This window comes from Stenotrophomonas sp. 22LJNL06-5-1 (genome assembly GCF_056861455.1).
Genome location: NZ_JBSPUE010000003.1, coordinates 232,191 through 243,651, shown reverse-complemented (window position 1 = coordinate 243,651; position 11,461 = coordinate 232,191). Strand labels below are relative to the sequence as shown.

The following is an 11,461-nucleotide window of genomic DNA, read 5'->3' as shown; positions in this document are numbered from 1 at the left end:
ATATGAAATCAGACATGGCCTGGTTGCAGCCGGATGCGCACTTCGACGCCGATGCCTGGAGCGCTCCGGTGCTGGGGATCGCGGCCTCACTGGCGGATCACGACTCGGGTTGGCACCAGCACGCACGCGCGCAGCTGCTGTACACCCGGCAGGGCTGTACGCGCCTGACCTACGGTGATCGCATCAGCCTGCTGCCGCCCGCGCGCGCCGCGTGGATTCCGGGTGGGCTGCGCCATCGCGCGCAGATGCGGCAGGCGGTCGACTACCGTTCGTTGTACTTCGACGCCACCCTGTCGGCCCAGCTGCCCCGGCAGCCGGCGATCATTGGCGTAGGCCCGCTGCTGCAGGCCTTGCTGGAGCCGATCGCGCAGGCGCCGTTCGACCATGACTGGCAGTCGCCGCGCGCACACCATCAACTGGCGTTGTGCGTGCTGGAAATCGCCGCTGCACCGGTGGCGCCGATGGACCTGCCTCTGCCGCGTGATCCGCGGATCGCACGTTGCCTGCCGCTGGCCGAACAGCTGCCGCCTGAACTGGGGGAGCTGGCCGCGCGCACGGGCCTGAGCGCGCGTACCGTCGGCCGGTTGATGCAACGTGATACCGGCATGAGCTATCAGGCCTGGCGCCAGCAATGGCGCCTGATGCGGGCCATGGAGTTGCTGCTGCTGGGCCATCGCGTCGCGCATGTGGCGCAGGACACCGGCTTCTCCGCCGAGAGCCCGTTCATCGCCTTCTTCCGCAGCATGACCGGCACCACACCCGCCGCTTTCCAGCGCCACGCAAAAGGGGACGGAGGGGATTAAGTCGCTTTCGCCCCTTCGATACAAACCGTGGCAAAAACGACTTAATCCCCTCCGTCCCCTTTCTAAAGAAAAACCCCGGCCGGAGCCGGGGTTTTTCATTTCAGTCGGGCCGCTGATCAGCCGCCGCGCGGGCCGCTGCGGCGCGGGCCACCCGGACCGCGGTTGCCGCCGGGGCCACCTGGGCCACGGTTGCCACCCGGACCACGGTTGCCACCGCCCGGACCGCGACCGCCCGGACGGGCACCCTGCGCCGGCTTCGGGCTGCCATACGGGTTGAAGCCCGGAGTGGCGTGGTCGGACGGGAAGCTCGGGGCATTGCCCGGATGGCCGTACGGATGCTTGTTGCCCTGGCCCTGCGAGCGGTTGCCCGCACCGGCCGGACGACCCTGGCCGCCTGCGCCACCACGGCCTTCACCGCCGAAACCGCCACGGCCCTGGCCGCCACCGGCGCCAGCACCCGGACCCTTCGGCTTGCCGTACGGACGGCCCTGGCCGCCTGCACCCGGACCACGGGCACCCGGGCCACGTGCCCCCGGACCGGCATTGCGATGGCCGCTCGGGCCGGTGCTCACGCCATCCGGCACGTACCAGGTACGGAATGCGGCCGGGTTGCCTTCCGGCAGCGAACGATCGTTCTTCTGGGCGCGCTGCTTGAACGGCTTCTGCGACTGCTTGGCTGCCGCTTCACCGCTGACCGTCAGGCCACCCTTGAAGCCGCCGCCCTTGCCACCGCGGCCACGGCCGCGGTCTTCGCGCACGTTGTCGAAGCGACGCAGCTCGCGGCCTTCGTCAGCGGTGTTGTGGCCGTTGACGTAGGCGTTGCCGCGGCCACCTTCGCGCACGCGCACGGTGGTCTTGGCGGCGCGGCGCTGGCCGATCACCGGCTGCAGCGTCAGTGCCGACGGTGCGCCTTCTTCCAGCTTCAGCTGCGCGCGCAGGGCTTCAACCTGCGTGGTGCCCAGTTCCACCGAGTGGCCACGGGCCAGTTCGCGCGGCAGGCTCACCTTGCCATAGCGGGTGCGCTTCAGGCGGCTGACCTGGCAGCCCTGCGATTCCCACAGGCGGCGCACTTCGCGGTTGCGGCCTTCCTTCACCACGACGCGGAACCAGTCGTGCGAATCGGTGCCGCCGATGCGTTCGATCTCGTCGAACTTGGCCGGGCCGTCTTCCAGCGCGACGCCACGGGTGAGGCGGTCGACGATGGCGTCGGAAACCTTTTCCTCGCCTTCCGGCGCACGCACGCGCACCACGTATTCGCGCTCGACCTCGAACGACGGGTGCATCATGGCGTTGGCCAGCTCACCGTCGGTGGTGGCCAGCAGCAGGCCGGTGGTGTTGATGTCCAGGCGGCCGATCGCGATCCAGCGCGCGCCCTTCAGCGGCGGCAGCGACTCGAACACGGTCGGGCGGCCTTCCGGATCATCGCGGGTGGTCACTTCGCCTTCCGGCTTGTTGTAGACCAGCACGCGCGAAGGCTCGGCCAGGGCGGTGGCGACGAAGCCGCGGCCGTCCAGCTCGATCTTGTCGCCGCTCTTGACCGACATGCCGGTCTGCGCGACTTCACCGTTGACCTTGACCAGGCCTTCGGCGATGCGCTGTTCCAGCGCGCGGCGCGAGCCGAGGCCGGCCTGGGCCAGCACCTTGTGCAGGCGCTCTTCCAGCTTGAACTGTTCGGAGGTGGCTTCGCGCTTCAGCGAGAGCTTGTTACGGGGGGTGTCACTCATCAGTTTTGCTCCGGCCGACGGTTTCGAGGTCGGCCTCTGGTTCGGAATCGGCTTGGTCAACAGCCACGGTCGTCATCGCGACGGCGTTGTCTTCGCGTTCGTTCACTGGCACCGCGCGCTCGCCCGGCGCGGAATCGGGGTGCCCATCATCGAGGGGCGAAGGTGCTTGCTCATCGGAGGCCGACGCAGGGGCTGCATCGGCGGAATCGGGGGTGTCACTGCCGGCCAGGCCGGCGTCATCGTTCGCGGCAGCGCCTTCGTCGCCGGCCGAGATGTCAGGACCGTCGGCGCTTGCCGCTGCCGGTGCATCGCGGTCCAGGGACAGCTGGGGTTCCAGCTCGCCCAGGTCCTTCAGTTCCGACAATGGTGGCAGCTCATCCAATCGCTTCAGGCCGAAATAATCCAGAAAGCCCTTGGTGGTGCCAAACAGCGCCGGCTTGCCGGGCACATCGCGGTGGCCGACCACGCGGATCCATTCGCGTTCTTCCAGCGCCTGGATGATGTTGCTGCTGACCGCTACGCCGCGCACCTGCTCGATCTCGCCGCGGGTGATCGGCTGCCGGTAGGCGATCAGCGCCAGGGTTTCCAGGGTGGCGCGGGTGTAACGGGTCTTGCGTTCGGTCCACAGCCGGCTGATCCAGCCATGCACTTCGCCGGTGACCTGGTAGCGGAAGCCGGAGGCGACCTCGACCAGTTCCACGCCGCGCCCTTCGCAGGCTTCGCGCAGGCGTTCCAGTGCGCGTTCGATACTGCCCGGCGGTGCCGGTTCCTCTTCCGGGAACAGGTCCTTCAGCTGGGCCAGGGTGAGCGGCTGGCTGGAGGCCAGCAGGGCACCCTCGACAATGCGGTTGATCAGCAATTGATCCATCGGCAGTCAGCGCTCACTCGTCTGCATTGGCGGCGTCGTTGTCGTCGAATTCGCTGCTGAACTGCAGCGGGGCATTGGTGTTGCCGGCGGCCAGCGATTTCACGTAGATCGGCGCCAGCGGTTCTTCCTGGACGATGTCCAGCAGCTGTTCCTTGGCCAGCTCCAGCACCGCCAGGAACGTGACCAGCACACCCAGCTTGCCTTCTTCCGCCGTGAACAACCCTTCAAAACGATAGAACTTGCCATCTTCCAGGCGTCCCAGCACTTCGCCCATGCGTTGCCGCACGCTCAGTGCCTCACGCTTGATGGCGTGACCGCTGAACAGCTCGGCGCGCTTGAGCACGTCGTGCAGCGCCAGCAGCATCTCCTTCAGGTCCACCGGCGGCGGCAGCTTCACCGCAGCGCGTTCGGGCATGAAGGCGTGGGCCAGGCTGGTGTCGCGGTCCTGGCGGGGCAGGGCGTCGATGTCCTCGGCGGCCTGCTTGAAGCGTTCGTACTCCTGCAGCCGGCGCACCAGCTCGGCGCGCGGGTCGGCCTCATCGCCTTCCTCGCTGACCGGGCGCGGCAGCAGCATGCGCGACTTCACCTCGGCCAGGATCGCGGCCATCACCAGGTACTCGGCGGCCAGTTCGAAACGCAGCTCGCGCATCACGGTGATGTATTCCACGTACTGCCGGGTGATCTCGGCAACGGGAATGTCCAGGACATCCAGGTTCTGGCGGCGGATCAGGTACAGCAGCAGGTCCAGCGGGCCTTCGAAGGCATCCAGGATGACTTCCAGCGCGTCCGGCGGAATGTACAGGTCCTGCGGAATCTGCAGGACCGGTTGCCCATGCACCACGGCCAGCGGCATTTCCTGCTGCTGTGGGGCGGGCGGCCGGGTTGGCGGGTTCGCGTCGAGCGCGAGTTCGGAAGTCATCTAATGGACATCAGGATTGCAACGGACCAGTCGCGGCACCGGGTTCGCCGGGCCAACGCCACGGAGCCCCAGGGCACCAGACACGCCGGGATCGGCGCGATTCCACACATATCAAACAGCAGGACGCGCCGCAGGAAACGGCAGCGACGGAACTACGGGGAGGTCGTCTACGTGGCCCGGCCAGGTGGACCGGTTTGAAGCAGCGGGACGGTCGTCGGGGGCTGCGTTGGCCGCAAAAACCGACGGGCTGCTGCATCCAGCCACGTGCAATGGAGTCTAGGGTAAGCCTTTGTTGCGCCAGTGTCCAGCCGGGCCGGGGCAGGGGCCGCATTGGCTAGAATCTGCGGACCCGACAACGCAAGCGAGGAAATGCCGGTGTGGTATGTGATCGAAGGGTATGACGGCCAGGATGTGCTGGCGCAGCGGCTGCAGGCGCGGCCGGAACACCTGGCGCGGTTGCACGCGCTGCGCGACGAGGGACGCCTGCTGATGGCCGGCCCGTGCCCGGCGGTGGACAGTGAAGACCCGGGCCCGGCCGGTTTCAGCGGTTCGGTGGTGATCGCGCAGTTCGAGTCGCTGCTGCAGGCCCAGGCCTGGGCCGACGCCGACCCGTACGTGGCCGCCGGCGTCTACACCCGCGTGCAGGTGCGACCGTTCCGCAAGGTGTTGCCGTGAACGCGGAACGGATCTCGCGAATGCGTGATGCGCTGCAGCATGCACTGGCGCCGAGCGTGCTCGAGATCGAAGACGACAGCCATCGCCACGCCGGTCATGCCGGTGCGCGCGATGGCCGCGGCCATTTCAACGTGCATGTGGTCAGTGAACGCTTCGCCGGATTGGGCCCGCTGGCCCGGCATCGCGCGGTGTACGCCGCGCTGGGGGCGATGATGGAGACCGATATCCACGCGTTGTCCATCCGCGCGCAGACCCCGTCAGAACAGGGCTGAGCCCTTGTCCCACGCTGTCCTGGCGGGTCCCTGCGGGGGCTCGCTGCAGACAGATTTCCATGTCCATTTCGGGACATTCGCCTAACGGACTGTTTACAAGCCCAGATGGAAACGCTTACATTCCGCGCCAATGCTGGTAGGTCCAAGCCGTGGAGGGCGGCTTCGTGAACAAAGCAGCTATCACAATCAAAGACGTCGCTCGCGAAGCCCGGGTCTCCGTGGCCACGGTTTCCCGCGCGCTCAACGGGCATGAAAATGTCGCCGAACCGGTCCGCCAGCTTGTGCTGGAGGTGGCCGCACGGCTGCGTTACACCCCGCACGCCGCCGCCCGCAGCCTGAGCAGCCGCCGCACCAATACGGTGGGCGTGGTGCTGCCGGACCTGTACGGCGAATTCTTCTCCGAGCTGATGCGTGGCATCGACAACGTCGCCCGTAGCCGCCGCCAGCACCTGCTGGTGTCCAGCTACCACGGTGACCAGGAGCAGCAGGGCGCGGCCCTGCGCGCCATGCGCGGCCGCGTCGACGGCCTGCTGGTGCTCTCACCCTATGCCGAGAGCCCCGGTTTCCTGACCGACAACCTGCCACAGTCGTTGCCGACGGTGTTGATCAACACCTATCTGCCCGGGCAGGACCACCCGGTGCTGAGCATCGACGACCATGCCGGTGCGATGGCGATGACCCGCCATCTGCTCGACGCCGGCCACCGTCGCATCGCTTTCATTTCTGGCCCGGATCTCAACTTCGACGCGCGCGAGCGCCTGCGCGGCTTCCGTGACGCGCTGGCGGCTTTTGGCGGTGGCGCCGAGGGCATCGAGCTGCCCGGTGATTTCGACGAAGCTTCCGGTCATCGCGCCGGTCAGGAGTTGCTGGCAGCCGGAGCGCTGCCTGATGCCGTGTTCGCCGCCAACGACATGATGGCCCTGGGATGCCTGTATGCATTCACGCAGGCCGGTGTCCGTGTTCCGACCGATGTCGCCCTGGCGGGTTTCGATGACATTCCACTGGCGCGTTTCGTCCACCCGTCGCTGACCACCATGCAGGTCAGCATCGCCGAGCTCGGCGACCGGGCCATGACGCGCCTGCTGCAGTTGATGGACGGCACCTCCACGGACGGGACAGGGGACAAGCAGACCCTGGTTCCCCGCTTGATAGTTCGCGATTCCACCACTCCGCCATCGGGCCATTGAAGCCAGAGGCGTTCCTTCTTTTTTGATTGATCGCAGGTACCGCGCGAGCGGTTACCGCCACCCGGAGATTGAGTTGATGATGCACACCACCTTCCGCACGCCGGCGCGCCGGCTGCTGAGCACCGCACTGGTCAGCTGCCTGATGCTGGCCGCCGCTCCGAACGTCATGGCGCAGTCGGCCAATGCCAGCCTGCGCGGCCAGGTTTCCGGCGCCCAGGCCGGCGCCGAAGTGACCGCCACCAACGTCGCCACCGGCACCGTCCGTCGCGGCACCGTCCGCGCCGACGGCAGCTACTCGCTGATGGGCCTGGATCCGGGCACCTATGACGTGGTCGCCAACGGCCAGTCGCAGAAGGTCACCGTCACCGTGGCCTCGACCGCTACGCTGAACTTTGCCGGCGCTGCCAGCAGCACCCCGGGTTCGACCGCGGCCACCAACCTGGACACCGTCAACGTTGTCGCGCCGACCCTGCTGCAGGAAGTGCGCACGTCCGAAGTCGGCAAGACCGTCAGCCTGCAGCAGATCCAGACCACCCCGCAGGTCTCGCGCAACTTCCTGGAGTTCGCCGACGCGGTGCCGGGCATGATCTTCACCCGCGATGCCAAGGGCAACACCTCGCTGCGTGGCGGTGCCACCAACTCCGACGGCACCAACGTCTACATCGATGGCGTGGGCCAGAAGAGCTACGTCAAGGGCGGCGGCATTTCCGGCCAGTCCGGCAGCGCGGGCAATCCGTTCCCGCAGCTGGCCATCGGTGAGTACAAGGTCATTACCGGCAACTACAAGGCCGAGTACGGCCAGGTGTCCAGCGCCGCGATCACCGCTGCGACCAAGTCCGGTACCAACGAGTTCAAGGGTGAGACCTTCTACCGTTATACCAACGAGAGCATGCGTGCGATGACCCCGGCCGAACGCCAGCCGGGCAAGCGCAAGGAAGACTCGGCCGAGAAGGAGTACGGCTTCGCGCTGGGTGGCCCGATCATCAAGGACAAGGCCCACTTCTTCGTCACCTATGAAGCCAAGCGCTTCGACCTGCCGGTGACCATCGCGCCGGATGGTGCGGTGAGCCCGGCGGCCGCCAAACTGCCCGCCGAGGGTCTCGCGGGTCTCGGCCCGGCCAGCCAGCCGTTCCAGCAGGACCTGATCTTCGCCAAGATCGACTTCGAGCCGACCGACAACGATCGTATCGAACTGACCTTCCAGGACCGCGACGAAACCCAGCAGCAGTTCAGTGACCAGACCGCCAAGGTGCACGGCAAGGTGGTGGACAACACCGACCGCCGCTACGCCCTGCGCTGGAACCACAGCGGCGAGCGGTTCTACAACGAGCTGATGGTCACCCATGAAGAGGCGTTCAATAATCCGCTGCCGCTGACCTACGGCAACGGTATCGTCTACACCGCGCCGGACTTTGGTGACAAGAACCGGAACACCCCGCAGGAAAAGACCCTCGTCCAGATCGGCGCAGCCGATGCGTTCGCCTCTCAGGTGAAGGGCCAGAAGGGCTGGGCGATCGAGGACAACCTGACCCTGGACGGCCTGCAGTGGGCCGGCGACCACACCATCAAGATGGGCGCCAAGTACAAGCAGATTGATCTGTACGCTTCGGATGCGGCGCAGATCAATCCGCAGTTCTTCTACACCATCGACAACCCTGCCTTCCCCTCCGGTACCCCTTACAAGGCTCAGTTCACCAAGGCCAGTACTGGTGTCACCGGCGTGCAGTCCGAGGTGCGCGCCAAGGTCAAGCAGATTGGTCTGTTCATCCAGGATGACTGGCAGGTCAACGATCATCTGCAGCTGAACATCGGCCTGCGCTGGGATTACGAAAAGAACCCGGTCTATACCGATTTCGTGACCCCGCCGGAGGTTGTGAACGCATTGTTCTCGCAGGACAGGCATGCGCCTCCGGGCCAGACCTATGCGCAGACGCTGGCGCTCAGTGGCTTGAACGTCAACGACTACATCAGCACCGGCCACAATCGCAAGAATTTCAAGAATGCCTGGCAGCCGCGCCTGGGCTTCTCGTATGACGTAAACGCCGATGAGCAGCACGTGTTCCATGGTGGCGCCGGCCGGTCCTATGATCGCGACCTGTTCGACAACCTGGCACTGGAAACCACGAAGCTGGCACTGCCGCAGCCGACCGTGTTCTTCCGCAACCCGGCCACCGGCAGCTGCATGTACGGACAGACCCCGTGCTTTGACTGGAATCCGAGCCTGATGAACGGCATCGAGAACGTGCAGGCACTGCTGGGTTCCACCAGCAATGAAGGCATGGAAGTCGATCTGCTGAACAACAACATGAAGGTGCCGTACTCCGACCAGTTCAGCCTCGGCATGAGCAACCAGATCGGCGAGTGGCTGACCGATGCCACGATTTCACGCACGCTGACCTACGATGGCTTCGCTTACACGCTGGGCAACCGCTTCAACAACGGCAATTTCTTCGACAACCAGATGCTGTGCGGCGCTGACGAGCCGACCTACGGTCAGCCGTGGGGCTGCAGCATCCCGGGCTTCGGCAGCCTGATCATCGGCCAGCAGGGCATCAAGACCCGCTCCACCCAGATCCTGCTGTCGGCGCAGAAGCCGTATAGCAAGGAGAGCGGCTGGGGCACCTCGATTGCCTATACCTGGACCAATGCGCGCCACAACCGCAACATCAACGAGCACTATTCGTTCGATCGCGGCACCATCGGTGAATACCCGACCATCAAGTCCAACGGTGCGCCGCGTCACCGCCTGGTGGTCACCGGCTCGTATGACGGCTTCTGGGGCATCACTTTTGGTGGCAAGCTGACCCTGGCCACGCCGACCCCGGGTAATGACTGGTCCTGCATCGCGCAGGCCGGCAATTCGAACTGCATGCCGACCCCGGCTGCTGGCACACCGTCGGGCAATGGCCACTTCCTGCTCGGCGGCAAGATCTTCGGCTACCGCTCGCTGGACCTGCAGGCGACCAAGACCTTCAAGCTGGCCGGCGATACCGAGCTGTATGCTCGCATCGACATCATCAACGTGCTCAACTTCGACAACTTCTCCAAGCTGAACTACGTGAAGAGCGACGGCAAGCTGCTGGTCAGCTACAACGAGACCGGCGACATCATTGGTACTCCGCGCCAGATCAAGGCCGAAGTGGGCTTCCGCTTCTAAGCCCGGATGTAGATGCACGACCCGTTGCCGCCGCTCCGCCGGCGGCATCGGCTGCGTGAAAACGGCAATGGCCGGCCCTGTGCCGGTCCATTGCCCATGCCGCTGCCGGCCAGGCGGCAGCGGCATGGGCAATGATCGCGGTGTCAAACCACGTTTTTCGTGGTTTTTTCAGAACGCATCTTGTAAACGATTTCAGATCATTGGACGGTATGCTTTCCCATCGATCAGACCACCGGAGAAATCGCGCCATGCAGGCACGCCATCTGTTGTCCGCCGCAGCGTTGAGCCTGGCCGTGGCCGCCTGCCAGCCGGCCCAGCAGGAACCTGCCAAGCCGCGGCCGCCGGTGATCCTGATCGAGGCCGACGCACCGCCGCGGCCGATGAAGCCGGTGCTGCCGCCGCTGTTCGATGACATCGAGCGGCGTACCTTCCAGTTCTTCTGGGATACCACCAACGAGATCAATGGCCTGACCCCGGACCGCTATCCATCGCGGCCGTTCGCCAGCATCGCCTCGGTCGGCTTCGCACTGACCGCGTACCCGATCGGCATCGAGAACGGCTGGGTCAGCCGCAACCAGGCGATCGACCGCACCCTGACCACGCTGAAGTTCTTCCGCGACGTGCCGATGGGCCCGCAGCGCACCGGCAAGGCCGGCTACAAGGGCTTCTACTACCACTTCCTGGACATGCAGGAAGGGCGTCGCTACGACAGCTGGGTTGAACTGTCCTCGGTCGATACCGCGCTGCTGATGATGGGCGTACTGTTCGCGCAGTCGTACTACGACGGCGACGATCCGCGCGAGAAGGAAATCCGCCAGATCGCCGACACGTTGTACAAGAAGGTCGACTGGCCGTGGCTGCAGCAGCGTGCGCCGCTGATCTCGATGGGCTGGTTCCCGGAGAGCGGCTTCATCGACCACGACTGGATGGGCTACAACGAGGCGATGATGGTCTACATCCTTGCCCTGGGTTCGCCGACGCACCCGGTCAGCCCGGATGCGTGGACCGTGTGGACGCGCACCTATGACAACGACTGGGGCGTCTACCAGGGCCAGGAATACCTGTCCTTCGGCCCGCTGTTCGGTCACCAGTACAGCCACGTCTGGATCGACTTCCGCGACATCCAGGACGCGTACATGCGCGAGCGCGGCAGCACCTACTTCCTCAACAGCCGCTCGGCTGCCCTGGCCCAGCGCGAGTACGCCATCGCCAATCCGATGCAATGGAAGGAGTACGGCGAAAATGTGTGGGGCCTGACCGCCAGTGATGGGCCGCAGAACACCACCCAGGACTATCGTGGCGAGCAGCGCCAGTTCCGCCACTACTCTTCGCGCGGTGCAGGCCTGCGCGAGAACTTCGATGACGGCACCATCGCTCCGACCGCTGCGATTGCCTCGGTGGTGTTCGCGCCGGAACAGGTGATCCCGGCCACGCTGGAGATGCACAAGCGCTTTGGCGATTACATCTACTCCAGCTACGGCTTCCTGGATTCATTCAACCCCAGCTTCAACTACGACATCCCGATCAAGACCGGCCGCCTGGTGCCAGATCGCGGCTGGGTCGCCAGCGATTACATCGCCATCGACCAGGGCCCGATCCTGACCATGATCGCCAACTACCGCGATGATTTCGTCTGGGAAGTGATGAAGAAGAACCCGTACATCCGCAAGGGCCTGGAACGGGCCGGGTTCAGTGGTGGCTGGCTGGCACCGGAAGGTTCGTTCCAGCCGCTGGAACTGCAGAAAGACGAAAAGGCCGCGGCGGCACGCGCGGTGGGTATCGCCGAATCACGCGCGGCTGCCGCGCAGGAACAGAAGAACAATGCCAACCGCACCACAGGCCAGGGCAAGTAACCC

Annotated in this window: 9 protein-coding genes; 6 read left to right on the top strand and 3 right to left on the bottom strand. The window is 65.5% G+C overall.

Features of this window, described 5'->3' with window-relative positions; genetic code table 11:
- Positions 1 to 14: 14 nt before the first annotated feature.
- Positions 15 to 803, top strand: coding sequence for an AraC family transcriptional regulator (locus tag AC13GF_RS09375; protein WP_197584967.1), 789 nt, complete (start codon positions 15 to 17; stop codon positions 801 to 803).
- A 116-nt stretch (positions 804 to 919) separates the two neighbouring features.
- Here AC13GF_RS09375 and AC13GF_RS09370 read toward each other — a convergent pair whose 3' ends face one another.
- The 3 genes from AC13GF_RS09370 to AC13GF_RS09360 are packed head-to-tail and all read right to left on the bottom strand — an operon-like array spanning position 920 to position 4,314.
- On the bottom strand, positions 920 to 2,527 hold the full coding sequence (locus AC13GF_RS09370; RefSeq protein ID WP_483004442.1) for a pseudouridine synthase: 1,608 nt from the start codon (positions 2,525 to 2,527) through the stop codon (positions 920 to 922).
- Complete coding sequence (gene scpB / locus AC13GF_RS09365) at positions 2,520 to 3,395, bottom strand: SMC-Scp complex subunit ScpB (protein ID WP_088026564.1); 876 nt, start codon at positions 3,393 to 3,395, stop codon at positions 2,520 to 2,522. Before scpB ends, AC13GF_RS09370 begins: the two co-directional genes overlap by 8 nt.
- 13 nt (positions 3,396 to 3,408) lie before the next feature.
- On the bottom strand, positions 3,409 to 4,314 hold the full coding sequence (locus AC13GF_RS09360; protein WP_088026563.1) for a segregation and condensation protein A: 906 nt from the start codon (positions 4,312 to 4,314) through the stop codon (positions 3,409 to 3,411).
- Positions 4,315 to 4,689: 375 nt separating this feature from the next.
- Here AC13GF_RS09360 and AC13GF_RS09355 point away from each other — a divergent pair, with 375 nt between their 5' ends.
- From AC13GF_RS09355 to AC13GF_RS09335, 5 genes are all read left to right on the top strand, one after another.
- A complete protein-coding gene (locus AC13GF_RS09355) occupies positions 4,690 to 4,989 on the top strand; it encodes a YciI family protein (RefSeq protein WP_483004533.1) in 300 nt (99 codons plus the stop codon).
- Complete coding sequence (locus AC13GF_RS09350; protein ID WP_295557213.1) at positions 4,986 to 5,261, top strand: BolA family protein; 276 nt, start codon at positions 4,986 to 4,988, stop codon at positions 5,259 to 5,261. Before AC13GF_RS09355 ends, AC13GF_RS09350 begins: the two co-directional genes overlap by 4 nt.
- 149 nt (positions 5,262 to 5,410) lie before the next feature.
- Entirely contained in the window at positions 5,411 to 6,448 is a 1,038-nt protein-coding gene (locus AC13GF_RS09345; protein WP_032129774.1) for a LacI family DNA-binding transcriptional regulator, read from the top strand.
- Between the two features lie 76 nt (positions 6,449 to 6,524).
- Entirely contained in the window at positions 6,525 to 9,605 is a 3,081-nt protein-coding gene (locus AC13GF_RS09340) for a TonB-dependent receptor (RefSeq protein ID WP_483004441.1), read from the top strand.
- Positions 9,606 to 9,853: 248 nt separating this feature from the next.
- Entirely contained in the window at positions 9,854 to 11,458 is a 1,605-nt protein-coding gene (locus AC13GF_RS09335) for a glucoamylase family protein (protein ID WP_010486724.1), read from the top strand.
- The last annotated feature ends 3 nt before the right edge of the window (positions 11,459 to 11,461 follow it).